General features: G+C 69.7%; 23 protein-coding genes. 12 read left to right on the top strand and 11 right to left on the bottom strand.

The features are described from left to right. Positions 1-7 precede the first annotated feature (7 nt). A complete protein-coding gene (locus G6N37_RS14325; RefSeq protein ID WP_163681434.1) occupies positions 8-856 on the bottom strand; it encodes an LLM class F420-dependent oxidoreductase in 849 nt (282 codons plus the stop codon). Between the two features lie 277 nt (positions 857-1133). Here G6N37_RS14325 and G6N37_RS14320 point away from each other — a divergent pair, with 277 nt between their 5' ends. The 7 genes from G6N37_RS14320 (at position 1134) to G6N37_RS14290 (ending at position 10039) form a co-directional block, all read left to right on the top strand. Beyond that, positions 1134-2024: a DUF5336 domain-containing protein gene (locus tag G6N37_RS14320; RefSeq protein WP_163681433.1), complete on the top strand. Its 891-nt coding sequence runs from the start codon at positions 1134-1136 to the stop codon at positions 2022-2024. Positions 2025-2063: 39 nt separating this feature from the next. Next, positions 2064-3467, top strand: coding sequence for a cell division protein PerM (locus tag G6N37_RS14315; RefSeq protein ID WP_163681432.1), 1404 nt, complete (start codon positions 2064-2066; stop codon positions 3465-3467). Between the two features lie 21 nt (positions 3468-3488). Then, on the top strand, positions 3489-4136 hold the full coding sequence (purN, locus tag G6N37_RS14310) for a phosphoribosylglycinamide formyltransferase (RefSeq protein WP_163681431.1): 648 nt from the start codon (positions 3489-3491) through the stop codon (positions 4134-4136). Next, on the top strand, positions 4133-5716 hold the full coding sequence (gene purH, locus G6N37_RS14305; RefSeq protein WP_163681430.1) for a bifunctional phosphoribosylaminoimidazolecarboxamide formyltransferase/IMP cyclohydrolase: 1584 nt from the start codon (positions 4133-4135) through the stop codon (positions 5714-5716). Before purN ends, purH begins: the two co-directional genes overlap by 4 nt. A gap of 41 nt (positions 5717-5757) precedes the next feature. Then, positions 5758-7143 (top strand): ATP-binding protein, encoded by a 1386-nt coding sequence (locus tag G6N37_RS14300; RefSeq protein ID WP_083166955.1) that lies wholly within the window; start codon positions 5758-5760, stop codon positions 7141-7143. Next, positions 7136-9124, top strand: a complete 1989-nt coding sequence (locus G6N37_RS14295; RefSeq protein ID WP_163681429.1) for a vWA domain-containing protein — start codon at positions 7136-7138, stop codon at positions 9122-9124. Before G6N37_RS14300 ends, G6N37_RS14295 begins: the two co-directional genes overlap by 8 nt. 66 nt (positions 9125-9190) lie before the next feature. Continuing rightward, complete coding sequence (locus G6N37_RS14290) at positions 9191-10039, top strand: aldo/keto reductase (protein WP_163681427.1); 849 nt, start codon at positions 9191-9193, stop codon at positions 10037-10039. Here G6N37_RS14290 and G6N37_RS14285 read toward each other — a convergent pair. From G6N37_RS14285 to G6N37_RS14255, 7 genes are all read right to left on the bottom strand, one after another. Then, positions 10036-10638 (bottom strand): DUF1707 SHOCT-like domain-containing protein, encoded by a 603-nt coding sequence (locus G6N37_RS14285; RefSeq protein ID WP_163681425.1) that lies wholly within the window; start codon positions 10636-10638, stop codon positions 10036-10038. The two genes, G6N37_RS14290 and G6N37_RS14285, sit on opposite strands and share 4 nt — an antisense overlap. A gap of 106 nt (positions 10639-10744) precedes the next feature. Next, positions 10745-11527: an enoyl-CoA hydratase family protein gene (locus G6N37_RS14280; RefSeq protein ID WP_163681423.1), complete on the bottom strand. Its 783-nt coding sequence runs from the start codon at positions 11525-11527 to the stop codon at positions 10745-10747. Beyond that, on the bottom strand, positions 11527-12693 hold the full coding sequence (locus G6N37_RS14275; protein ID WP_163681421.1) for an acyl-CoA dehydrogenase family protein: 1167 nt from the start codon (positions 12691-12693) through the stop codon (positions 11527-11529). The genes G6N37_RS14280 and G6N37_RS14275 overlap by 1 nt, the downstream gene beginning before the upstream one ends. Then, positions 12694-14730 carry an acetyl/propionyl/methylcrotonyl-CoA carboxylase subunit alpha gene (locus tag G6N37_RS14270; protein WP_232074989.1) on the bottom strand — a complete coding sequence of 679 codons (2037 nt, stop codon included), beginning with the start codon at positions 14728-14730 and terminating at the stop codon, positions 12694-12696. Positions 14731-14735: 5 nt separating this feature from the next. Beyond that, entirely contained in the window at positions 14736-16331 is a 1596-nt protein-coding gene (locus G6N37_RS14265) for an acyl-CoA carboxylase subunit beta (RefSeq protein ID WP_163681419.1), read from the bottom strand. Then, on the bottom strand, positions 16328-17476 hold the full coding sequence (locus G6N37_RS14260) for an acyl-CoA dehydrogenase family protein (RefSeq protein ID WP_163681417.1): 1149 nt from the start codon (positions 17474-17476) through the stop codon (positions 16328-16330). Before G6N37_RS14260 ends, G6N37_RS14265 begins: the two co-directional genes overlap by 4 nt. Further along, positions 17473-19182: an acyclic terpene utilization AtuA family protein gene (locus G6N37_RS14255; protein WP_163681415.1), complete on the bottom strand. Its 1710-nt coding sequence runs from the start codon at positions 19180-19182 to the stop codon at positions 17473-17475. Before G6N37_RS14255 ends, G6N37_RS14260 begins: the two co-directional genes overlap by 4 nt. Before the next feature lie 221 nt (positions 19183-19403). Between G6N37_RS14255 and rpmF the strand changes: the two genes are divergently transcribed. The 5 genes from rpmF (at position 19404) to G6N37_RS14225 (ending at position 24003) form a co-directional block, all read left to right on the top strand. Next, a complete protein-coding gene (rpmF, locus tag G6N37_RS14250) occupies positions 19404-19577 on the top strand; it encodes a 50S ribosomal protein L32 (RefSeq protein ID WP_007168835.1) in 174 nt (57 codons plus the stop codon). Between the two features lie 66 nt (positions 19578-19643). Then, complete coding sequence (gene mprA, locus G6N37_RS14245; RefSeq protein WP_163681413.1) at positions 19644-20330, top strand: two-component system response regulator MprA; 687 nt, start codon at positions 19644-19646, stop codon at positions 20328-20330. A gap of 16 nt (positions 20331-20346) precedes the next feature. Beyond that, positions 20347-21897: a HAMP domain-containing sensor histidine kinase gene (locus tag G6N37_RS14240; protein ID WP_163681411.1), complete on the top strand. Its 1551-nt coding sequence runs from the start codon at positions 20347-20349 to the stop codon at positions 21895-21897. A 73-nt stretch (positions 21898-21970) separates the two neighbouring features. Next, positions 21971-23446 carry a S1C family serine protease gene (locus tag G6N37_RS14230; RefSeq protein WP_163681409.1) on the top strand — a complete coding sequence of 492 codons (1476 nt, stop codon included), beginning with the start codon at positions 21971-21973 and terminating at the stop codon, positions 23444-23446. Continuing rightward, complete coding sequence (locus G6N37_RS14225) at positions 23446-24003, top strand: MogA/MoaB family molybdenum cofactor biosynthesis protein (RefSeq protein ID WP_067921405.1); 558 nt, start codon at positions 23446-23448, stop codon at positions 24001-24003. Before G6N37_RS14230 ends, G6N37_RS14225 begins: the two co-directional genes overlap by 1 nt. A gap of 26 nt (positions 24004-24029) precedes the next feature. On the opposite strand, the gene mscL is transcribed toward G6N37_RS14225, so the two are convergent. The 3 genes from mscL to G6N37_RS14210 all read right to left on the bottom strand — a co-directional run bounded on the left by mscL (position 24030) and on the right by G6N37_RS14210 (position 25622). Next, complete coding sequence (mscL, locus tag G6N37_RS14220; RefSeq protein ID WP_163681407.1) at positions 24030-24488, bottom strand: large-conductance mechanosensitive channel protein MscL; 459 nt, start codon at positions 24486-24488, stop codon at positions 24030-24032. A gap of 66 nt (positions 24489-24554) precedes the next feature. Next, complete coding sequence (locus G6N37_RS14215) at positions 24555-25223, bottom strand: SAF domain-containing protein (protein ID WP_163681405.1); 669 nt, start codon at positions 25221-25223, stop codon at positions 24555-24557. Between the two features lie 66 nt (positions 25224-25289). Next, positions 25290-25622: an FmdB family zinc ribbon protein gene (locus G6N37_RS14210; protein ID WP_163681403.1), complete on the bottom strand. Its 333-nt coding sequence runs from the start codon at positions 25620-25622 to the stop codon at positions 25290-25292. Between the last annotated feature and the right edge of the window lie 51 nt (positions 25623-25673).

The raw sequence follows: 25673 nt of genomic DNA, 5'->3' as shown, positions 1-25673 counted from the left end.
TTCGCGCCTAGACGAGGGCGGCGAGCTTGCCCGCGAGCCGCTCGACGTAGGCGGCGACCTCGTCCTCGGCGCGGTCCGGCAGGCCGAACAGCACCTCGGTCACCCCTAGCTCGGCCCATTTGGCCAGCTTCTCGGGGACCGGCTTGAAGTCCAGCGCGACGATCTGCGGGGCGCCGTCGCGGCCGGCGGCCGCCCACGTGTCCTGCAGCAACTTCACCGGCTCCTCGATGTCGAAGTCGCGCGGGGTGGTGATCCAGCCGTCGGCGCTGCGGGCGATCCACTTGAAGTTCTTTTCGGTCCCGGCCGCGCCGACCAACACGGGAATGTGTGGCTGGACGGGCTTGGGCCACGCCCAGCTGGGCCCGAACTTGACGAACTCGCCGTCGTAGGCGGCTTCCTCTTTGGTCCACAGCTCACGCATGGCCTCGATGTACTCGCGCAGCATCGTGCGGCGCCGAGCGGGGGGCACGCCGTGGTCGGCGAGCTCGTCGGTGTTCCACCCGAACCCGACGCCCAGGCTGACCCGGCCGCCGGACAGATGGTCGAGGGTCGCAATGCTTTTCGCCAACGTGATCGGGTCGTGCTCGACCGGCAGCGCCACCGCGGTGGACAGCCGCACCCGCGAGGTCACGGCGCACGCGGCGCCCAGGCTTACCCATGGGTCTAGCGTCCGCATGTAGCGGTCGTCGGGCAGCGACGCGTCGCCAGTCGTCGGGTGCGCCGCCTCGCGCTTGATCGGGATGTGGGTGTGTTCCGGCACGTAGAAGGTCGTGAAGCCGTGTTCGTCGGCAAGCTTCGCGGCCGACGCCGGAGAGATGCCACGGTCGCTGGTAAAAAGCACAAGCCCGTAATCCATGGGGAGAATTAGAACGTGTTCTACCTCCGCTGAGCAAGCCGCCGCGGTGGCGGCCGACCCCGGTGCGGCCCGCTTCGCGGATCGACGGCGGTCTGGTGCCGAAGCCGGTCGCCACGGCACGGGCGTTCCGAAGTGCGCTAGCGTGGTTGATCGATCGCGTCGCAACGCAACCGCCGGGCACGGCGTTTATGGAACGGCGCGCCCGCAAGCACAGCGTCGCGACGCAACCGTGGCGCCCGCAAGGCACTTCAAGGCACTGGAAGCAACAGGAGGAGCCATGACCTACTCGCCCGGCAGCCCCGGATACTCGACCGCGCCGCCCGGGGGGTCCTACGCGGGCGCCACACCGTCGTTCACCAAGGACGACGACGGCACGACCAAGCTCCCGCTCTACCTGAACATCGCGGTGGTCGTGCTCGGCCTGGCGGTGTACCTGCTGAACTTTGGGCCGACGTTCACCGTCGGCGCCGACCTCGGCCCGGGCGTCGGCGGCCGCGCCGGCGATGCGGGTACCGCCGTCATCGTCGCGCTGCTGGCCGCGCTGCTGGCCGGGCTGAGCCTGCTGCCCAAGGCCAAGAGCTACGCCGGCATCGTCGCGGTCATCGCGGTGCTGGGCGGGCTGCTGGCCATCACCGAGACCATCAACCTGCCCACCGGCGTCGCGATCGGCTGGGCGATGTGGCCCCTGGTGGCGTGCAGCGTGCTCCAGGCGATCGCCGCCGTCGTCGTCGTTCTGTTGGACGCGGGCGTGATCACCGCGCCGGCGCCGCGGCCGAAATACGACCCATACGCCCAGTACGGCCAGTACGGGCAATACGGGCAGTACGGCCAGCAGCCCTACTACGGTCAGCCGGGCGGCCAGCAGTCGCAACACCCCGGGTACGGATCGCAGTACGGCGGATATCCGGCCAGCCAGGCCCCGACCCAAAGCGCGGTCCCGACCGGCGGTTTCGGCGCGCAGCCCGCGCCGCAGTCCGGACCCCAACAGGCCGCGCAGCAGGGGCCGTCCACGCCGCCCACCGGCTTCCCCAGCTTCAGCCCGCCGCCTGCGCCCGGAGCCGGCTCCGAGGGCTCGGCGCCCAACTACTCCAACCAGGCCGGGGGCCAGCAGCCCTACGGCCAGGAGCAGCAGTCGCCTTCGTCGCCGTCTGGTCCCGCGCCGTCCTAACGGTGCGCCTTCGCGCCTGAGTCGGGACGTGCGCCGAGAGTGAAAAGGGTGTCGGAAGGCGAGGACAGCCGGCCGGCGGGCGCCCGCCAGGCGCGTGACCTTGTCCGGGTCGCGTTCGGCCCGGCCATGGTGGCCCTGGTCATCATCGCCGCGGTCACGTTGCTGCAGTTGTTGATCGCCAACAGCGACATGACCGGGGCGCTGGGCGCGATCGCCAGCATGTGGCTCGGCGTGCACCAGGTGCCGATCTCCATCGGCGGGCGCGAACTCGGCGCGCTGCCGCTGCTGCCGGTGCTGCTGATGATCTGGGCCACGGCGCGCAGCACGGCCCGGGCCACCTCTCCGTATTCCTCGTGGCTGGTGGTCCGCTGGGTGGTCGCGTCGGCGCTCGGCGGGCCCCTGCTGATCGCCGCGATCGCCCTGGCCGTGATCCACGACGCGTCGTCGGTGATCACCGAGCTGCAGACGCCCAGCGCGCTGCGCGCGTTCGCCAGCGTGCTCGTCGTGCATGCGCTCGGCGCCGCCCTCGGTGTGTGGTCGCAGGTGGGACGGCGGGTGCTGGTGGCGTCGTCGCTGCCGTTGTGGCTGGGCGACGCTCTGCGTGCCGCGTCGGCCGGGGTGTTGGCGTTGCTCGGGCTCTCCGGCATGGTCACGGCGGCATCGCTGGTGGTCCACTGGGCGACGATGCAGGATCTTTACGGGATCACCGATTCGATATTCGGGCAGTTCAGCCTCACGGTGCTGTCGATCCTGTACGCCCCCAACGTCATCGTCGGCACCTCGGCCATGGCGGTCGGGTCGAGTGCTCACCTGGGCTTCGCGACGTTCAGTTCGTTCACGGTCTTCGGCGGCGACATCCCGGCGCTGCCGATCCTGGCCGCGGCCCCCCGGCCGCCGCTGGGGCCGGTGTGGGTCGCCCTGCTCATCATCGGCGCGTCGTCCGGGGTGGCGGTCGGACAGCAGTGCGCCCGGCGTGCGCTGCCGTTGATCCCGGCGATGGCCAAGCTCCTGGTCGCCTCGGTCGTCGGGGCGCTGGCGATGTCCTTGCTCGCGTACGGCGGCAGCGGCCGGCTGGGAAACTTCGGCGATGTCGGCGTCGACCAGGGCGCCCTGCTGATCGGGGTGTTCTTCTGGTTCTCGGTGGTGGGCGGGATCACCCTGGTGATGACCGGCGGCATCAGGGCCCGGCCCCGGCGGCCCAGGCCCGCGCCCGCCGCGGCCGGCCCCGCGGACTTTGCGGGGGCGTTCGACGAGCCGGGCGACGAGCCCGCCGAGGAGCCGTCGGCCGGTTTCGTCGATCCCGACGATTTCGCCGCTGACGACGCATTGGTCAGCGACGACGACGCACCGGTCGGCGGCGACGACGTCCCCACGCCCCCCGACGACGCCCCGCCCCCCGACGAGGCGGATCCGACCGCGACCGACCGCGAGCCCGGAGAGTAGCTCCCACTAGGCTCTCTCGTTGTGGCCGAACCGCTCCATGTCCCCCCGAGCGCGCCGGCGCGGGTGGTGGTGTTGGCATCGGGCACCGGGTCGCTGCTGAGCTCCCTGCTCGACGCCGCCGTCGGGGACTACCCGGCCCGGGTGGTCGCGGTCGGCGCCGATCGCGACTGCCTGGCCACCGAGATCGCCGCGGGGGCCGCGCTGCCCACATTCACCGCGCGGCTCGGCGATCACCCCGACCGCGCCGCTTGGGACGCGGCCGTCACCGCGGCCACCGCCGCGCACTCGCCCGACCTGGTGGTGTCGGCGGGATTCATGAAAATACTTGGCCCGCAATTCCTTTCGCGGTTCTACGGACGGGTGATCAATACGCATCCGGCGCTGCTGCCGGCGTTCCCGGGTGCGCACGGAGTGGCCGACGCGTTGGCCTACGGCGTCAAGGTCACAGGTTGTACGGTGCACCTGGTGGACGCCGGGACGGACACCGGGCCGATCCTGGCTCAGCAGTCGGTGCCGGTGCTCGACGGCGACGACGTCGATACCCTGCATGAACGCATCAAGGTCACGGAGCGCAAGCTTCTGGTGGACGTGGTGGCCGAGATCGCGACCGGCGGCCTGACCCTGGTCGGAAGAACGGCGACGATCGGACGAAAGGCGAGCAAGCGATGAGCACCGACGACTGGCCGGAGACGGCGAAACGGCCGATCCGGCGCGCGTTGATCAGCGTCTACGACAAGACCGGCCTCGTCGAACTCGCCCGGGGGCTGGCGGACGCGGGCGTCGAGATCGTCTCCACCGGATCGACGGCGAAGACCATTGCCGACAAAGCGATTCCGGTCACCCGGGTGGAGGAGCTGACCGGCTTCCCCGAGGTGCTCGACGGCCGGGTCAAGACGCTGCATCCGCGGGTGCACGCCGGCCTGCTGGCGGACCTTCGCAAACCCGAGCACGCCGCGGCGCTCGAGGAACTGGGGATCGCCGCCTTCGAACTCGTCGTCGTCAACCTGTATCCGTTCAGCGAGACGGTCGACTCCGGCGCCAGCATCGACGAATGCGTCGAGCAGATCGACATCGGCGGGCCGTCGATGGTCCGCGCGGCCGCCAAGAACCATCCCAGCGTGGCGGTGATCACCGACCCGCGCGGCTACGACGGCGTGCTCGCGGCAGTTCGGCACGGCGGCTTCACCCTCGCCGAGCGTAAAAAGCTGGCGGCGTTGGCGTTTCAGCACACCGCGGAGTACGACATCGCCGTGGCGGGCTGGATGGAGTCGACGCTGGCGCCCGAGCACCCGCCGACGGCGTTCCCGAAGTGGTTGGGGCGCAGCTGGCGCCGCTCGACGATGCTGCGCTATGGCGAGAACCCGCACCAGCAGGCGGCGCTCTACGGCGACCCCGGCGCCTGGCCGGGCCTGGCACAGGCCGAGCAGCTGCACGGAAAAGAGATGTCGTACAACAACTTCACCGATGCCGACGCGGCCTGGCGGGCCGCCTTTGATCACGAAGAGACCTGCGTCGCCATCATCAAGCACGCCAACCCCTGTGGGATTGCGATCTCATCGGAATCGGTGGCCGACGCGCATCGCAAGGCCCACGAATGCGATCCGCTGAGCGCCTTCGGCGGCGTCATCGCGGCCAACACCGAGGTCAGCCTCGAGATGGCCGAGTACGTGAGCACCATTTTCACCGAGGTCATCATCGCGCCCGCCTACGCGCCCGAGGCTCTGGAGGCCCTGACCCGCAAGAAGAACATCCGGGTACTGGTGGCCTCCGAGCCGCTGACCGGTGGCACCGAGCTGCGGCCGATCAGCGGAGGATTGCTGGTGCAGCAACGTGACGAGCTCGACGCGCACGGCGACAACCCGGCCAACTGGACGCTGGCGACGGGGTCCCCGGCGGATCCGGCGACGCTGACCGACCTGGTGTTCGCGTGGCGGGCGTGCCGCGCGGTGAAGTCGAACGCCATCGTCATCGCCGGTGGGGGCGCCACCATCGGCGTCGGCATGGGGCAGGTGAACCGGGTGGACGCCGCACGGCTGGCCGTCGAACGCGGCGGCGACCGGGTGCGCGGCGCGGTCGCGGCCTCGGACGCCTTCTTCCCGTTCCCCGACGGGCTCGAGACGCTGACCGCAGCCGGGGTGAAGGCGGTCGTGCACCCCGGCGGGTCGGTGCGCGACGACGAGGTGACCGCGGCGGCAGCCAACGCCGGCGTCACGTTGTACCTCACCGGGGCCCGCCACTTCGCCCACTGAACGCTCGGCGCGTGTAGCCATTCCGCACCGCGTACTTTGGAGTGGTGCCATCACCCAGTAATCTGCCCCGCACCGTCGGCGAACTGCGTGCCGCCGGCCATCGCGAACGGGGAGTCAAACAGGAAATCCGGGAAAACCTGCTGACCGCGTTGGCTGAGGGCGACGAGGTTTGGCCAGGGATCCTGGGCTTCGACGACACCGTCCTGCCCCAGCTGGAGCGGGCACTGATCGCCGGCCACGACTTCGTCCTGCTCGGCGAGCGCGGCCAGGGCAAGACGCGGCTCCTGCGCGCGCTGGTCGGGCTGCTCGACGAGTGGACGCCGGTGATCGCCGGGGCGGAATTGGGCGAGCACCCCTACTCGCCGATCACGCCGGAGTCCATCCGCAAGGCCGCCACCCTGGGTGACGACCTGCCGGTGGAGTGGCGGCACCGCAGCGAGCGCTACACCGAGAAACTGGCCACGCCGGACACCAGCGTCGCCGACCTCGTCGGCGACATCGACCCGATCAAGGTCGCCGAAGGCCGCAGCCTCGGCGACCCGGAAACCATCGCCTACGGGCTGATCCCGCGCGCCCACCGCGGCATCGTCGCGGTCAACGAACTTCCCGACCTCGCCGAGCGCATCCAGGTCTCGATGCTCAATGTGATGGAGGAGCGCGACATCCAGGTCCGCGGGTACACGCTGCGTCTGCCGCTGGACGTGTTGGTGGTCGCCAGCGCCAACCCCGAGGACTACACCAACCGGGGCCGCATCATCACCCCGCTCAAGGACCGGTTCGGCGCCGAGATCCGCACCCACTACCCGCTGGAGCTCGACGCGGAGGTGGGCGTGATCGTGCAGGAGGCGCACCTGTCCGCGCAGGTGCCCGACTACCTGATGCAGGTGATCGCCCGGTTCGCCCGGTATCTGCGGGAGTCCAATTCGGTCGATCAGCGCTCCGGGGTGTCGGCACGGTTCGCGATCGCCGCCGCCGAAACCGTCGCGGCCGCCGCCCGCCACCGCGGCGCGGTGCTGGGGGAGACCGACCCGGTGGCCCGCGTGGTCGACCTCGGCACGGTGATCGACGTCCTGCGCGGCAAACTGGAATTCGAATCCGGTGAGGAAGGCCGCGAGCAGGCCGTGCTCGAGCACCTGCTGCGCCGGGCCACGGCCGACACCGCGTCGCGGGTGCTGGGCGGCATCGACGTCGGGTCGCTGGTGTCCGCGGTCGAGGGTGGTTCGGCGGTGACCACGGGCGAGCGGGTGTCGGCCAAGGACGTGCTGGCCGCGGTTCCGGCGCTGCCGGTGGTGGAGAAGATCGCGGCCAAGGTCAACGCCCGCTCCGAGGGTGAGCGCGCCGCGGCGCTGGAGCTCGCGCTGGAGGCCCTCTACCTGGCCAAGCGGATCGACAAGGTGTCCGGGGAGGGCCAAACCGTATATGGCTGAACCTTTTAAGGGGCACCGTCTACGCTACTCGGCGTATACCGGCGGGCCCGACCCGCTGGCCCCGCCGGTGGATCTGCGCGAGGCCCTCGAGCAGATCGGGCAGGACGTGATGGCCGGCACGTCGCCGCGCCGCGCGCTGTCCGAGTTGCTGCGCCGCGGCACCAAGAACATGACCGGCGCCGACCGGCTGGCGGCCGAAGCGAACCGGCGCCGACGGGAGTTGTTGCGCCGCAACAATTTAGATGGCACGTTGCAGGAGATCAAGAAGCTGCTCGACGAGGCGGTGCTGGCCGAACGCAAAGAACTGGCCCGCGCGCTCGACGACGACGCCCGGTTCGGCGAACTGCAGCTCGACGCCCTGCCGGCGTCGCCGGCCAAGGCCGTCCAAGAGCTCTCCGACTACAACTGGCGCAGCAACGAGGCCCGCGAGAAGTACGACCAGATCAAGGATCTGCTTGGCCGCGAGATGCTCGATCAACGCTTCGCCGGCATGAAGGAGGCTCTGCAGGGCGCCACCGACGAGGACCGCCAGCGCGTCAACGACATGCTGAACGACCTCAACGAGCTGCTGGACAAGCACGCCCGCGGTGCGGACACCCAGCAGGACTTCGAAGACTTCATGGACAAACACGGCGAGTTCTTCCCGGAGAACCCGCGCAACGTCGACGAGCTGCTGGACTCGCTGGCCAAGCGCGCCGCGGCCGCGCAACGTTTCCGCAACAGCCTGAGCCCGGACCAGCGCGCCGAGCTGGATGCGTTGGCGCAGCAGGCATTCGGCTCGCCATCGCTGATGCAGGCGCTGAACCGGCTCGACGCGCACCTGCAGGCCGCCCGGCCGGGGGAGGACTGGACGGGGTCCGAACAGTTCTCCGGCGACAACCCGTTCGGCATGGGCGAGGGCACCCAGGCGCTGGCCGACGTCGCCGAGCTCGAGCAGCTGGCCGAGCAGCTCTCGCAGAGCTACCCGGGCGCCACCATGGACGACGTCGACCTCGACGCGCTGGCCCGCCAGCTCGGCGACCAGGCCGCCGTCGACGCCCGCACGCTCGCCGAATTGGAACGCGCACTGGTCAACCAGGGATTCCTGGACCGCGGCTCCGACGGCCAGTGGCGGCTCTCGCCGAAGGCCATGCGCAGGCTGGGCGAGACGGCGCTACGCGATGTGGCGCAACAGCTTTCCGGCCGGCGCGGCGAGCGGGACCATCGGCGTGCGGGAGCGGCCGGCGAACTCACCGGCGCCACCCGGCCGTGGCAGTTCGGTGACACCGAGCCGTGGAACATTTCCCGCACGCTCACCAACGCCGTGCTGCGGCAGGCGGGAACGGCCGCACCGGACGGCGGTGCCGGATCGATGAAGATCACCGTCGACGACGTCGAGGTCTCCGAGACCGAGACGCGCACCCAGGCGGCGGTGGCGCTGCTGGTCGACACGTCGTTCTCGATGGTGATGGAGAACCGCTGGCTGCCGATGAAGCAGACGGCGCTGGCGCTCAACCACCTGGTGTGCACACGATTTCGCTCGGACGCCTTGCAGATCATCGCGTTTGGCCGTTACGCCCGGACGGTGACCGCCGCCGAGCTCACCGGCCTCGAGGGCGTCTACGAGCAGGGCACCAACCTGCATCACGCCCTGGCGTTGGCCGGCCGGCACCTTCGCCGGCATCCCAACGCGCAGCCCGTCGTCCTCGTGGTGACCGACGGGGAGCCGACCGCTCACCTGGAGGATTTCGAAGGTGAGGGCACCACGGTGTTTTTCGACTACCCGCCGCATCCGCGGACCATCGCGCACACCGTGCGCGGATTCGACGACATGGCCCGCCTGGGCGCGCAGGTCACCATCTTCCGGCTGGGCACCGATCCCGGCCTGGCCCGCTTCATCGATCAGGTCGCGCGGCGCGTCGAGGGGCGCGTGGTGGTGCCCGATCTCGACGGCCTCGGTGCGGCCGTGGTGGGCGACTACCTCCGGTCGCGCCGCCGTTAGACCGCCGTCGCTCAAGGGATAGGTGCGCGCTCGAGCGGGTACATGGACGAAAGAAGGAGGAGATGCATGAGCAACGTTCCCACGATCGAACTCAACGACGGTGTGCGCATTCCGCAGCTCGGCTTCGGTGTGTTCCAGATCAAGCCCGACCAGACGGCGGCTGCGGTCAAGACCGCGCTCGAGATCGGCTACCGGCATATCGACACCGCCGAGATGTACGGCAACGAAAAGCAAGTCGGACAAGGCATCCGGGACGCCGGTCTCGACCGCGCCGAGGTGTTCGTCACCAGCAAGCTCAACAACGGCTTCCACAAACCCGACGACGCGCGCCGCGCCTTCGACCAAACGCTGAAGGCCTTGGAGTCCGACTACGTCGACCTGTTCCTCATCCACTGGCCGCTGCCCACCCTCTACGACGGCGACTTCGTGTCGACCTGGAAGGTGTTCGAAGAGTTCGCGCGCGACGGGCGCGCCCGTAGCATCGGTGTCTCGAATTTCCAAGTCGCGCACCTGGATCGGCTCGCGAAGGAAACCGACACCGTCCCGTCGGTCAATCAGATCGAGCTGCATCCGTACTTCGGCAACACAAAGGTCAGGGCGTACGGGCGCGAGCACGGCATCGCCACCGAGGCCTGGGCGCCCATCGCGCAGGGCAAGGTGCTCGGCGATCCGGTGATCAACCGCATCGCCGACGCGCGGGGCAAATCGGCGGCACAGGTGGTGTTGCGCTGGCACATTCAGCGCGGCGACATCGTGTTCCCCAAATCGGTGACCCCGGAGCGGGTCAAGGAGAACTTCGAGCTCTTCGACTTCGAACTGGATGACTCCGACATGGACGCGATCTCAGCCCTGGACAAGGGTGAAGCGGGTAGGAACGGGCCCAACCCCGACAAGTTCGACTACGTGCCCGGCTAACCGCGGGGCCGGCGGGCCTTGCGGATGATGCCGACAGCGCCCCACAGCGAAAAGCCGCGAATGTTCACCTTCGGCGCCCCGGGGGTGCCCTGGCCGAGGACGCTGCGGTCGAAGTTGCCCATCACTCCGCGGCCGTGAATCTCGACGTTGACTTCGGGCGGCAGCAAAATCTTCGTCGCCCCCATGATGGACATCGCGTGGATGTCGACCTCGGTCGAGGTGAAGTCGGCGTAGCGCAGATCCACCACCCCGCTGCCCCACAACGTGAACGTGGTCAGCTTCTTGGGCACGTTCCACCTGCCCCGCCGCTCGAACCCGCTCAGCAGCGCCAGCAGGAGTGTGGAGGGCGCCGGGTTGGGCTTGCCGCCGCGGCGCGGGTTGATCGGCGCGCCCGGCAGATCGTCTCGCAGCTGGTCCAGTTCGGCGTACGTGGTCGCCGCGTACGCCCTGGTCAGACGGTCTTCGTAGTCCTTGAGCTGCAGGCGACCCTGCTCGGCCGCGTAGGCCAGCAACTGCGCCAGCTGGATGCGATCAGTGTCGGCCGCGCGCGACGATTCGTCGCGCGTGTCCTTCGCATCGCGTTGCGCCGGGTTGCTCATCACCCACGAGCCTACGACGTCCAGCTTTTGCTGCAAGAGGATTGGTCAAACTGCAACCTCGCGCCGCACCTGCGGGTTCGGCACGCGGGCGTTGTTTGACACCTGGCTAACTCGCCCAGCTGGGAGCGCGCTTCTGCAGGAACGCCAGCATGCCCTCGTGGGCTTCGTCGGATACGAAGAGCCGCGCCGACTCTTCGGCGAGCCGTTCGGCGTCACGGTCGAACCCTTCCAGCACCGCCGCCGTGGTCAGCGCCTTGGAGGCCGCGAGCCCCTGGGGTGAACCGCGGCCCACGTCGGCGAGCAGTCCGCCCACCGCGGCGTCGACGTCCTCGGCCGCCATCGTGATCAGCCCGATGTCCGCCGCCGTGGCGGCGTCGAACGTCTCGCCCGTCAGGTAATAGCGCGCCGCGGCCCGCGGAGACAGTTTCGGCAGCAGCGTCAGCGAGATGATCGCCGGGGCGACGCCGATTCGGGCCTCGGTCAGGGCGAAGGTGCTGCGCGGCCCGGCGACGGCGATGTCGCAGGCGCCGACGAGTCCGAACCCGCCCGCGCGCACATGCCCGTCGATGGCGGCGATCACCGGCAGCGGCGAGGAGACGATGTCCCGCAGCACCGCCGTCAGTTCGCGCGCCCGGGCGACGGCCATGTCGTATGCCGATGATGGCGACCCGGCCTCGCTGAGGTCGGCGCCCGCGCAGAAGGTGTTGCCGGCATGCCCCAACACCACCGCGCGCACCGCCGCGTCCGCCGCCGCGTCGCGCAGCCCCTGATGCAACTGCTCGACGAGCGCGGTCGAGAGCGCGTTGCGGTTGTGGGGCGAATTGAGCGTCAACCGCGCGAACGGGCCGCCGGTCTCGGCGGGACCGGCGTAGTCGACCAGCGTCTCCATCAGTACGACCGGGGGAGCCCGAGCGACGTCTGCGCCACGAAGTTGAGCACCATCTCGCGGCTCACCGGAGCGATCCGCCCGAGCCTGGCCGAGGCGAGCATGGCGGCGACGCCGTACTCCTTGGTCAGCCCGTTGCCGCCCATCGACTGCACGGCCTGGTCGACCGATCGGGTAGCCGCCTCGGCCGCAGCGTATTTCGCCATGTTGGCCGCCTCGGCCGCGCCCGCGTCGTCGCCGCTGTCGTAGAGCGTGGCGGCCTTCTGCATCATCAACTTGGCCAGTTGCACCTCGATGTGGCACTGCGCCAACGGATGTGACAGTCCCTGGTGCGCGCCGATCGGCGTGCCCCACACCTGTCGGGTCTTGACGTAGTCGGCGGCCTTCTCCAGGGCGAACCGTCCCATCCCGACCGAGCTGGCGGCGCCCATGATCCGCTCGGGGTTCAGGCCCGCGAAGAGCTGCGCGATCGCGGCGTCCTCGGAACCGACCAGCGCGTCGGCCGGCAGCCGGACATCGTCGAGGAAGACCTGGAACTGCCGTTCGGGGCTGATCAACTCCATTTCGATTGGCGTGTAGCTGAATCCGGGCGCGTCCGTGGGCACCACGAACAGGGCGGGGCGAAGCTTGCCGGTCTTCGCCTCCTCCGTGCGGCCCACCACGAGCACGGCCTGCGCCTGGTCGATACCGGAGATGTAGACCTTCTGGCCCTTGAGGATCCAGTCGCTGCCGTCGCGGCGGGCGGTGGTGGTGATCTTGTGCGAGTTGGAGCCGGCGTCGGGCTCGGTGATGGCGAAGGCCATCGTCAGGGTTCCGTCGGCGATGCCGGGGATCCACCGCTTCTTCTGGTCCTCGGTGCCGAACTTGCTGATGATGGTGCCGTTGATCGCCGGCGACACCACCATCAGCAGCAGCGCGCTGCCCGCCGCCGCCATCTCCTCCATCACCAGCGACAGCTCGTACATGCCGGCGCCCCCGCCGCCGTACTCCTCGGGAAGGTTCACCCCCAGGAACCCGAGTTTGCCCGCCTCCGACCACAATTCGTCGGTGTGCTCGTGTGCGCGGGCCTTCTTCAGATAGTACTCGCTTCCGTAGTTGGCGGCCCACGCTGCCACGGACTTGCGCAGCGCCCTGCGCTCCTCGCTCTCGATGAAGCTGGTGTCGGTCATTTACGAATCTCCTTCTGCTTGCGGCGCTGCGATCACTCCGAGGTTTGGATGGTCGTGACCCGCTGCGCCCGGCTCCGCCGCGCTTGCGATCACTCCGAGGACGGTGCCCACGTCGACTTGCTGGCCGGTCTTGACGTTGAGTTCGGCGAGGACGCCGTCGGTCGGCGCGGTGATGGTGTGTTCCATCTTCATCGCCTCGAGCCAGATCAGCGCCTGGCCGGCGTCGACGGTGTCGCCGACCGCCGCGCCGATCCGGATCACGTTGCCGGGCATGGGCGCTACCAGCGAACCCCGTTCGACGGCCGAGCCCGGCTCCGGGAAACGCGGCAGCGCGACCAGGTGGACGGGCCCGCGCGCCGAGTCGACGTAGACGTCGTCCCCGTATCGCGCGACGGCGAAGCCGCACGCCACCCCGGACCCGTCGGCCAGCACGACCTCGTCCGGCGTGGCCGAGACCAGCCGGACCGGCTCGTCGTCGGCGAACAGTACTCCCGTTCTGGTGAAGCGGTATTCGACCCGATGCTCGCCGCCGTCGGCGTCGCGATATGTCCTCACCTGATAGCCGGACGCCAGGTTGCGCCAGCCGCTGGGCAGTGACCCCAGGACTGGCGCGGTCGCGCGGTTATGCGCGGCTTCCGCGAGCGCCGCGGCGATCGCGGACAACCGGATGGCGGCGGCGTCGGCCAGGGGAGCCGACAGTCGCCGAAGACCGTGCGTGTCGAAAAACGCGGTGTCGGTGGCGCCGTCGAGGAACGCGGGGTGGCGCAGCACGTTGACCAGGAGCTCACGGTTGGTGCGCAGGCCGTGCAGCCGGGTGCGGGCCAGCGCGTCGGCGAGCACGAGCGCCGCCTGCCGGCGGGTCGGCGCGTACGAGATCACCTTGGCCAGCATCGGGTCGTAGTGAATGGAGACGGTGGAACCGGCGACGATGCCCGAATCGAGCCGGATGCCGGTCCGCTGCCCCAGCGTGCCGAATCGCGACCGGACCGCGGGCACGTCGACGCGGTGCACGCGCCCGGCCTGCGGCTGCCAGCCCTGGGCGGGATCCTCCGCGTACAGGCGGGCCTCGACCGAATGCCCTTGAGCGATGGGAGGTTCGGCGTCGAGGCGGTCGCCGTCGGCGACGGCGAGCTGCAGTTCGACCAGGTCGAGGCCCGTGGTCTCCTCGGTCACCGGGTGCTCGACCTGAAGCCGGGTGTTCATCTCCAGGAAATAGAACTCGCCGTCGTCGTCGGCGAGGAACTCGACGGTCCCGGCGCCCGTGTAGCCGATCGCCCCGGCGGCCAGGCGGGCCGCGTCGAACAGCTTGTCCCGCATGCCCGGTATGCGCTCGACCAGGGGGGAGGGGGCCTCCTCGATGATCTTCTGGTGCCGGCGCTGGATGGAGCATTCCCGTTCCCCGACGGCCCACACCGTCCCATGCGTGTCGGCCATGACCTGCACCTCGATGTGGTGCCCGGTGGGCAGGTAGCGCTCGCAGAACACGGTCGGGTCGCCGAACGCGGACTGCGCCTCGCGGCGGGCCGCCTCCACTTCGCCCGCCAGGGCGGACAATTCGCGCACCACCCGCATCCCGCGGCCGCCGCCACCGGCGGAGGCCTTGACCAGGACGGGAAGCTGCGCCTCGGTGACCGCGTCGGGGTCGAGCTCGTCGAGCACCGGCACCCCGGCGGCGGCCATCAGCTTTTTGGACTCGATCTTGGAGCCCATCGCGCGCACCGCGTCCACGGGCGGCCCGATCCAGGTCAGGCCCGCGCCCTGCACGGCCGCCGCGAATTCGGCGTTCTCCGAGAGGAACCCGTAACCCGGATGGATCGCGTCGGCGCCGGCGGCGCGGGCGGCCGCGATGATCGCCTCGGCGTTGAGGTAGTCGTTGGCCTTGGGCAGCCGCACGCGGGCGTCGGCCTCGGCCACGTGCGGCGCGGCGGCGTCCGGGTCGGTGTAGACGGCGACGGTGCCCAGGCCCAGCCGCCGGCAGGTGGCGAACACCCGGCGGGCGATCTCGCCGCGGTTGGCGACCAGCACTCGAGTAACCATGGGGCTCACATCCGGAAGACGCCGAAGTTCGACGTCCCCTTGATCGGGCCATTGGCGATGGCGGACAGACACATTCCCAGCACCGTGCGGGTGTCGCGCGGGTCGATCACCCCGTCGTCGTAGAGCATGCCGGACAGGACCAACGGCAGCGACTCCGCCTCGATCTGCCCCTCGACCGCCGCCCGCATCGCGGCATCGGCCTCCTCGTCGACCTGCTGTCCGCGGGCTTCGGCGGCGGCCCGGGCGACGATCGACAGCACGCCCGCGAGCTGGGCACCGCCCATCACCGCGGATTTGGCGCTGGGCCAGGCGAACAGGAACCGGGGGTCATAGGCGCGGCCGCACATGCCGTAGTGGCCGGCCCCGTACGACGCGCCGATCAGCAGCGAGATGTGCGGGACGGTCGAGTTGGAGACGGCGTTGATCATCATCGAGCCGTGCTTGATCATCCCGCCCTCCTCGTAGTCCTTACCCACCATGTAGCCGGTGGTGTTGTGCAGGAACAGCAGTGGGGTGTTGGAGCGGTTGGCCAGCTGAATGAATTGGGTGGCCTTCTGCGACTCCTCGCTGAACAGGACGCCGCGCGCGTTGGCCAGGATGCCCAACGGGTAGCCGTGCAGCCGGGCCCAGCCCGTGACCAGCGACGACCCGTACATGGCCTTGAATTCGTCGAATTCGGAGCCGTCGACGATGCGGGCGATCACCTCGCGCGGGTCGAACGGGATGCGCAGGTCCGCCGGCACGATGCCGATGAGCTCCTCGGCGTCGAACAGTGGGTCGGTGACGGGCCCGGGCGCGGGGCCCTCTTTGCGCCAGTTCAGCCGGGCCACGATGCGGCGCCCGATGCGGATGGCGTCGAGCTCGTCGGCGGCGAAGTAGTCGGCCAAACCCGATATGCGGGCGTGCATTTCGGCGCCGCCCAGTGATTCGTCGTCGGATTCTTCGCCGGTGGCCATCTTCACCAGCGGGGGACCGGCCAGGAACACTTTCGAACGTTCTTTGATCATCACGACGTGGTCGGACATGCCGGGGATGTAGGCGCCGCCGGCGGTGGAGTTACCGAAAACCAGGGCAATGGTGGGGATGCCGGCCGCCGACAGGCGGGTCAGGTCGCGGAACATCTGCCCGCCGGGGATGAAGATTTCTTTCTGGGTGGGCAGGTCCGCCCCACCGGATTCCACCAGCGAGATGACGGGCAGCCGGTTCTGGAAGGCGATCTGGTTGGCCCGCAATATCTTCCGCAGCGTCCACGGGTTGCTGGTGCCGCCCTTGACGGTGGGGTCGTTGGCGACGATCAGGCATTCGACGCCCGACACCACGCCTATTCCGGTGACTGTGCTGGCGCCGACCGTGAATGCGCTGCCCCATGCCGCGAGCGGGCTGAGCTCCAGGAACGGGGAGTCCGGGTCGACGAGGAGCTCGATGCGTTCGCGGGCGGTCAGCTTGCCGCGGTCGTGGTGGCGCTGGACATACTTCGGGCCGCCGCCGGCAAGGGCTTTGGCGAGCTCGGCCCCGATCTCGTCGAGGCGCGAGGTCGCCGTCGACGCCGCGTCGGCGTAGGCGGGGGAGCTCGGGTCCAGCGCGGATTGCAAAGTGGTCATGACTGATACCCCAGCGTTTTCGCGGCCAGTGAGGTCAGGATTTCGGTGGTTCCGCCGCCGATGCCCAGGATCCGCATGTCCCGGTACTGGCGTTCGACTTCGGATTCGGCCATGTAGCCCATGCCGCCGAACAGCTGGACGGCCTGGTTGGCCACCCATTCCCCCGCCTCCACGGCGGTGTTCTTGGCGAAGCACACCTCGGCGATCAGGTTGGTCTCGCCGGCGAGTTGACGCTCGACCACGTGGCGGGAGTAGACCCGGGCGACGTCGATGCGGCGGGCCATCTCGGCCAGTGTGTTCTGTACCGGCTGCCGGGATATCAGCGGCCGCCCGAAGGTCTCCCGGTCGCGGCACCACTGCACCGTCAGGTCCAGGCACCGCTGTGCGCTCGAATACGCCTGCGCGGCAAGCCCGATCCGCTCCGAAACGAACGCCTGCGCGATCTGCAGGAACCCACTGTTCTCGGCGCCCACCAGGTTGGCCGCCGGCACCCGTGCGTCGACGAAGGACAGCTCGGCGGTGTCCGAGGACCGCCACCCCATCTTGGCCAGCTTGCGGCTCACCTCGAAACCGGGTGTGCCCTTCTCGACCACCAGCAGCGAAACCCCCGCCGCGCCGGGCCCGCCGGTGCGCACCGCGGTGACGACGTAGTCGGCGCGCACCCCCGAGGTGATGTAGGTTTTGGCGCCGTTGACCACGTAGTGATCACCGTCCAGCACCGCCGACGTCCGCAGGTGCCCGACGTCCGAGCCGCCGCCGGGCTCGGTGATGGCCAGCGCGCCGATCTTGTCGCCGGCCAACGTGGGCCGGACGAACTCGTCGATCAGCCGCTGATCGCCGGACGCGATCATGTGCGGCACCGCGATGCCGCAGGTGAACAGCGAGGCGAACACCCCGCCCGGCGCGCCGGACTGATGCACCTCTTCGCAGATGATCACCGCGTCCGCGCCGTCACCGCCGCCCCCGCCCACCGCCTCGGGGAATCCCGCGCCCAGCAGGCCGGCCGCCCCGGCGCGCCGGTGCAGGTCGCGCGGCAGCTCGCCGGTGCGCTCCCACTCGTCGGCGTGGGGCAGGATTTCGCGTTCGGTGAAGGAGCGCACCGTCTTTCGCAGCTGTTCGCGCTCCGGCGTCGTCCAAAGATTCATAACAGCCTTTCGGGGATGTCGACATGGCGGCCGCGTAACCATTCACCCAGTCCCTTGGCCTGCGGATCGAAGCGCGCCTGATAAGCGACGCCCTGGCCGAGGATGCCGTCGATGACGAAGTTGACCGCACGCAGGTTCGGTAACGCGTGGCGGGTCACGTCGAACTCCGCCGCTTCCGGCAGCAGCTCCTTGAGCAGCTCGACGGTCAGCGTGTTGGCCAGCCAGCGCCATTGGTCGTCGGTGCGGACCCAGACCCCGACGTTGGCCGAGCCGCCCTTGTCACCGCTGCGCGCCCCCGCGATGCGGCCCAGCGGCACCCGCCGCGTCGGCCCGGCGGGCAACGGCTCCGGCAAAGGCGGGGGATCGGCGGGTGCCAACGCCAAAGTCTGGTTGGCACAAGGGATGTCGGTGCGGGTGCCGTCGGTGTGCACCGCGACGTGCGACACCTCATCGGCATCGACGTAGCCGGCGGTGAACACGCCGTAGACCTGACCGTCACCCGGCGGGGCGGTCACGTGAAAACCCGGGTAACTGGCGAGCGCCAATTCCACGGCCGCCGAGGAGAACTGGCGCCCGACGTTCGCGGGATCGGGGTCGCGGACCACGCAGTGCAGCAGCGCGCTGGCGGCTTCCTCGGTGTCGGCGTCGGCGTGGTCGGTGCGGGCCAGCGACCACTGCAGCTCCGCGGGTTTGACGGTCAGCGCGGCCTCGAGCTGCCGGCGCACCAACTCGGCCTTGGCCTCGATGTCCAGCCCGGTCAGCACGAAGGTCATCGCATTGCGGAATCCGCCGATGCTGTTCAGCGACACCTTGTACGTGGGCGGCGGCGGCTCGCCGCGCACGCCGCTGATGCGCACCCGGTCGGGGCCCTCGGCGAACAGTTCGACGGTGTCCATCCGGGCGGTGACGTCGGGGTTGGCGTAGCGCGCGCCGGTGATCTCGTAGAGCAGCTGCGCGGTGACGGTGTCGACGCTGACCAGGCCGCCGGTGCCGGGGTGCTTGGTGATCACCGACGAGCCGTCGGCGTGCACCTCGGCCAGCGGGAAGCCAGCGTGGGTCAGGTCGGGGACTTCCGTAAAGAAGGAGTAGTTGCCGCCGCTCGCCTGCACGCCGCACTCGATGACGTGCCCGGCGACCACAGCGCCGGCGAGCCGGTCATAGTCGGTGCGGTCCCAGCCGAAGTGCGCCGCGGCCGCCCCGACGATCACCGAGGCGTCGGTGACCCGGCCGGTGACGACCACGTCGGCGCCGTCGCCCAGGCAGTCGACGATGCCCCACGCGCCCAGGTAGGCGTTGGCGGTCAGCGGGGTGCCCAGCCCGAGTTCGGCGGCGCGCGCCAGCAGGTCATCACCTTCGACGTGGGCCACCCGGGCGGGGATGCCGAGGCGCTCGGCCAGGGCGCGTATCGCGTCGGCCAGCCCGGCCGGGTTGAGGCCGCCGGCGTTGGCGACGATGCGGACACCCCGGTCGCGGGCCTCGCCCAGGCAGTCCTCGAGCTGGGTCAGGAAGGTCTTGGCGTAGCCGCGCTCGGGATGCTTCATCCGGTCGCGACCTAGAATCAGCATGGTCAGTTCGGCCAGGTAGTCGCCGGTGAGGTAGTCCACGTCGCCGCCGGTCAGCATTTCGCGCATCGCCGACAACCGGTCACCGTAAAAGCCGGAGCAATTCGCGATCCGGACCGCGTCGCGAGCAGTGGTAGGGGCCATGCAGTCCTCCCATCTGCGTTTCACCGGTGAGCGCAAACCAACCAACCAACCGGTAGGTTAGCGGGTCGCGCCGGTGTCACGTCAAGGACGCCCCTCGGCGCCCGCGGGCTTCGTTTTGGTGCCCGGCAGGCCACCGACTATCCTGGTGGCAATCGTCGCACGTTCGGCCGCACCGGCCACGCCGCGCGACAAGCCCCCGACACGAGGAGTTAGGCCCGACCATGGCCGTACCCAAGCGCAGGATGTCGCGCGCGAACACCCGTAGCCGTCGCGCGCAGTGGAAGGCCACCAAGACGGAACTCGTCGGTGTGACGGTCGCCGGCCAGAAGCACAAGGTGCCCCGCCGGCTGCTCAAGGCCGCCCGCCTCGGTCTGATCGACCTGGACCGGCGTTAGTTAATCTCGGCAAACACCCGGCGCGCCTCTCAGCCCGCTCTCAGGCGCCGGGACGACACTAGCTCCGTGCGGATACTGGTCGTCGACGACGATCGCGCAGTGCGTGAGTCGCTGCGCCGGTCGCTTTCCTTCAATGGCTACTCGGTCGAGTTGGCCCATGACGGGCTGGAGGCGCTCGAGATGATCGCCAGCGACCGGCCCGACGCGCTCGTCCTCGACGTGATGATGCCGCGACTGGACGGCCTCGAGGTGTGCCGTCAGCTCCGCAGCACCGGCGACGACCTGCCGATCTTGGTGCTCACGGCCCGCGATTCGGTCTCCGAGCGGGTCGCGGGGCTGGACGCCGGCGCGGACGACTACCTGCCGAAGCCGTTCGCCCTGGAGGAACTGCTGGCCCGGATGCGGGCGCTGCTGCGCCGCACCAAGCCGGACGACGACGCCGACTCGGTGGCCATGACGTTCTCGGACCTGACGCTGGACCCGGTGACCCGCGAAGTCACCCGGGGGCAACGCCAGATCAGCCTGACGCGCACCGAATTCGCCTTGCTGGAAATGTTGATCGCCAACCCGCGCCGGGTGCTTACGCGCAGCCGGATCCTGGAGGAGGTGTGGGGATTCGACTTTCCCACCTCCGGCAACGCGCTCGAGGTCTATGTCGGCTACCTGCGCCGCAAGACCGAGGCCGACGGGGAGCCACGGCTGATTCACACCGTGCGCGGCGTGGGCTACGTCCTTCGCGAGACACCGCCGTGATGAGCCGCATTCGACGATGATCCGGTACCAACGGCCCCAACGCGTTCCGCTGCGCGCCGCCAGTTCGTTGTCGCTGCGGTGGCGCGTCATGCTGCTGGCGATGTCGATGGTGGCGATGGTCGTCGTGCTGATGGCATTCGCCGTGTACGCGGTGATTTCGGCTGCGCTGTATAGCGATATCGACAACCAGCTGCAAAGCCGGGCGCAGCTGCTGATCGCCAGCGGTTCACTGGCCGCTGACCCCGGCAAGGCCATCGAAGGCACCGCCTACTCGGATGTCAATGCGATGCTGGTGAACCCGGGCCACTCGATCTACACCGCGCAGCAGCCGGGTCAGACGTTGCCCGTCGGTGCGCCCGAGAAGGCGGTGATCCGCGGTGATCTGTTCATGTCCCGGCGCACCGCGTTCGATCAACGGGTCCTGGCCATCCACTTGCCCAACGGCTGTTCGCTGCTGATCTCCAAGAGCCTCAAGCCGACCGAGGCGGTGATGACCAAGTTGCGCTTGGTGCTGCTGATCGTGGGCGGCATCGGTGTCGCGGTCGCCGCGGTGGCGGGCGGCATGGTCACCAGGGCTGGGTTGCGCCCGGTGGGGCGTCTGACCGAGGCGGCGGAACGGGTGGCGCGCACCGACGACCTGCGTCCCATCCCGGTGTTCGGTAGCGACGAATTGGCAAGGCTCACCGAGGCATTCAACTTGATGCTGCGCGCGCTGGCCGAATCCCGCGAGCGGCAGGCGCGGCTGGTCACCGACGCCGGACACGAATTGCGCACCCCGCTGACGTCCCTGCGCACCAACGTCGAGCTGCTGATGGCTTCCATGGAGCCGGGAGCGCCGCGGCTGCCCGAGCAGGAGATGGTCGAGCTCCGCGCCGACGTGCTGGCCCAGATCGAGGAACTGTCCACGCTGGTGGGCGATCTGGTGGACCTCACCCGCGACGACGCCGGCCAGGTGGTGCACGAACCGGTCGACATGTCCGAGGTGGTCGATCGCAGCCTGGAGCGAGTCAGGCGGCGCCGCAACGACATTCACTTCGACGTCAACGTGACGCCCTGGCAGATGTTCGGCGACGCCGCCGGGCTCTCGCGCGCGGTGCTGAACCTGTTGGACAACGCGGCGAAGTGGAGCCCGCCGGGGGGGCGGGTCGGCGTCACCATGCGGCAGCTCGACCCGTCGCACGCGGAGCTGGTGGTGTCCGACCACGGCCCGGGCATCCCACCGCACGAACGCCGCCTGGTGTTCGAGCGGTTCTACCGTTCGACGACCGCGCGCGCCATGCCGGGCTCCGGCCTGGGGCTGGCGATCGTCAAGAAGGTCGTGCTGAATCACGGTGGATTGCTTCGTGTCGAGGACACCGTGCCGGGCGGACAGCCGCCGGGGACCTCGTTTTACGTCCTGCTGCCCGGCCGGCCGATGCCGCCCTCGACGTATCCGGCGTCCGGTGCCGGGAACGCCGAGGGAGAACCGGGCGCCGATCCCACCGTTCCGGTGGCCACCGACGAGGCGAACTCTCGGGAACCGTCGAACGTTGTCTCAGTGGACTCTCAGTCCGCGCGGGCAAGGTAGGTCTGCAGCTACTGTTGGAGAGCCCGTCGAGCCGACGAGCCGAACGGAGATAGAGGAAGTGCGACCCAGCGACATGACGAATGACCCGAGGTATTCGCCACCGCCGCAGCAGCCGGGATACCGTCCCGCGCCGAATCAGCCTGCGCCCGCCCAGAGCCACCCGGGGACCTCCGCTTACGGCCAGGGGCATCAGCAACCGTCGTATAGCCAGCCATTCGACTGGCGCCACCAGTCGCAGACGACCCAATTTCGGCAGCCATACGACCCGTACGAGCCGTTCAGCGGCACCGGTCAGGGCCGGATACCGGGGGGAACCGGGGTAGGCCCCATCCCCGGGGGGACGGGCCCGATGCCCGGCATGCTGCCGCCGATGCCGCCCGGCGCCCAAAGGCGACCCCGCGCAGGGCTGTTGGCCGTCGGCGCGTTGGCCATCGCGGTGGTGTCCGCCGGCATCGGCGGGGCGGCGGCCACGGCCGTCGAGCTCGGCACGCACCCGACCACCGGCAACGGGCACACGGTCATCGGCGCACCCAGCGTTCCCGCGGCGAACATGCCGCCCGGCAGCGTCGAACAGGTCGCCTCCAAGGTGGTGCCCAGCGTCGTCATGCTGGAGACCGATCTCGGCCGCCAGTCCGAAGAGGGCTCCGGCGTCATCCTTTCCGCCGACGGCCTCATCCTCACCAACAACCACGTGGTCGCGGCGGCCGCGGGGCCGCCGAAGGCGCCCGGCGTTCCCGGCGCTCCCCCCGGCGGCCCGCCCGGGGGTCCCGTCGGCGGGCCCGCTCCCAAGACGACGGTGACCTTCGCCGACGGCCGCACCGCGTCGTTCACGGTCGTCGGCGCCGATCCCACCAGCGACATCGCCGTGATCCGCGTGCAGGGCGTTTCCGGCCTCACCCCGATCTCCCTGGGCTCCTCATCGGATCTGCGGGTGGGACAACCAGTGGTTGCCATCGGGTCGCCGCTGGGCCTGTCGGGCACGGTGACCACCGGTATCGTCAGCGCGCTCAACCGGCCGGTGTCGACCACCGGTGAGTCGGGCAACCAGAACACCGTTCTGGACGCGATCCAGACCGACGCGGCCATCAACCCGGGCAACTCCGGCGGCGCGTTGGTCAACATGAGCGGGCAGCTGGTGGGCGTGAACTCGGCGATCGCCACCCTGGGCGCGGACTCGCCGGACGCCCAGAGCGGTTCGATCGGGCTCGGGTTCGCGATCCCGGTCGACCAGGCCAAGCGCATCGCCGACGAGCTGATCAGCACCGGCAAGGCGTCCCACGCCTCGCTGGGCGTGCAGGTGACGAACGACAAGGGCGCTCCGGGCGCCAAGGTCGTCGACGTCGTGCCGAACGGTGCGGCCGCGACCGCCGGCGTCCCCAAGAACGTGATCGTCACCAAGGTCGACGACCGCCCGATCAGCAGCGCCGACGCCCTGGTTGCCGCCGTGCGGTCCAAGGCGCCGGGCGACAAGATTTCGCTGACCTTCCAGGATCCCGCTGGTGGTGGCAGCCGTACCGTGCCGGTGACTCTGGGGAAGGCGGATCAGTAATGCGAGTCGAAGAACCCTCGGCGGCGGGATTGTCGGAGCTCGGTTATACGGTGGCACCCATGGAGACGGGCGCCGAATTGGTGGTCGGCCGGGCCCTTGTCGTGGTGGTCGACGATCGCACCGCCCACGGCGACGAGGACCACAGCGGGCCACTGGTTACCGAGCTGCTGACCGAGGCGGGATTCGTCGTCGACGGTGTGGTCGCCGTCGCGGCGGACGAGGTGGAGATCCGCAACGCGCTCAACACCGCGGTGATCGGCGGGGTCGACCTGGTGGTCTCCGTCGGTGGGACGGGTGTCACGCCGCGCGACGTCACCCCGGAGGCGACCCGCGAGATCCTGGACCGCGAGATCCTGGGCATCGCCGAGGCCATCCGGGCGTCGGGGCTGTCCGCGGGCATCATCGACGCCGGCCTGTCTCGCGGCCTGGCCGGGGTGTCCGGCAGCACGCTGGTGGTGAACCTGGCGGGCTCCCGGTACGCGGTGCGCGATGGCATGGCGACGCTGAACCCGCTGGCCGCTCAGATCATCGGGCAGCTGTCGAGCCTGGAGATCTGACCGCCCGAAAAGCAGTCTCTGCGGGATTATTGCGACTCGGCGTCGGCGCGGGGTCCGTGCTCCGGCGGGGGTGTGGTGCTGGTTTCGCCGTGCCTGCCGGACGAGCCGCCGTTGGTCTGGGCCAGCAGGTCGCGGATCTCGGTGAGCAGAACGATCTGGGCGTCGTCCGCCTGCTCGACCTCGCCGCGCTTGCGCAGCGTGTTGTAGGGCAGCACGACGAAGAAGTAGACGACAGCGGCGATCAGCACGAAGTTGATGGCGGCCGACAGCAGGATGTTCAAGTCGATGGTCTGGCCGCCGCCGATGCCGATCTTCAGGACGCCGACATCGGAGTGTTCTTTGACGCCGATCCGGTTGATCAACGGCGTGATGATGCTGTCGGTGAACTTGGTGACCAGCGCGGTGAAGGCGGTACCGATGACCACCGCGACGGCCAGGTCGACGATGTTGCCCCGCGAGAGAAACTCCTTGAACCCTTTGAACATTCAGATGTCCTTCCTGGGATTGAACAGAGTTTGCTGTCGGTTGCAGGGCCGACGGCGGCGAGGCGCTCAGTGCAGGGTGAGCGTCACCGCCTGACCCAGCGCCGAACCCGCCACCGTATTCGCCACGCGAGCCGGCAGCGCCACCAAGACTACGCGGTCACCGTCGCCGGCCTGGACCTTTGGCTTGGCCGACACGAGCACCACGACGGCGTCGGTGGCCACCACCTTGGGGGCGGCCTGCGGCGTCTCCGGTGACCCGGTCGCCGGTGCGGCCAGCACGTCGACGACGTCGCCGACGCGCACCAGGTCGATCAGGGCGCCGTCGGCCAGGCGCAGCGGCACGATGCGGGCGCCGGGTCCCGCGGTCGACTCGGCCAGCCGGGTGCCCAGCACCCGCACGTCGGTGAGGATCTCGCCGCGCCTGGTCGGGCCGGCCAGGGTGGATCCGAGCAGGGCGCCCACGTCGGTGCGTGCCCCGTCGGGAATGGTTGTGGCCAAACGCTTTTCGAGGCGGACATCGGCCGGGGTCAGCGCGGCGCCGGGCCGTAGGTCGTGGTCGGCGACCACCACCTCGGCGTAGTCACCGGCGGGGTTGGAGCGCAGCGCCGCCAAGCCGGCCAGCACGACGAGCCCGCCGGCGGCGACTCGTCGCGCCAGCACGGTCCTGGTCCAATCGGGGCGCAGCCACGTCGAGAGGCGGCTGAACGGGCTGGGGTTCAGCGATGATTCGCCCACGCCGCAACGGTAAGCGCCCCGCGGTCAGCGGCGAATGCCGGCGGCGACGGGTTTGTGGATAACCCGTCAGCTCGAGGCGGCGGCGGACGCGGTGGCGCTGCTGCTCGACTTCTCGGCGGATCCGGACTTCTCGCTGGACGAGGATTTCTCGCTCGATCCCGAGCTCGACCCCGAGTCGGTCGACGAGGATCCGTTGGTGGTGGTCGTCGACTTCTTGCCGGACTCGCGGCTGTCGGTGCGGTAGAAGCCGCTGCCCTTGAACACCACGCCGACGGAGTTGAAGCGCTTGCGCAGCCGCCCGGAGCAGCGCTTGCAGGTGGTCAGCGCATCGTCGGTGAAGGCCTGCACGATGTCGAAGCGATCGTCACACTCGGTGCACTGATAGCTGTAAGTCGGCACGAAAACCTCCGGATGATTGCAAAAGTCTGTTAGCACTCTAGCGTCTCAAGT

Source organism: Mycobacterium seoulense, assembly GCF_010731595.1.
In the GTDB taxonomy this organism is placed as follows: domain Bacteria; phylum Actinomycetota; class Actinomycetes; order Mycobacteriales; family Mycobacteriaceae; genus Mycobacterium; species Mycobacterium seoulense.
Note: the sequence above shows the minus strand (reverse complement) of the source record. Positions and strands in the feature narration are given on the sequence as shown.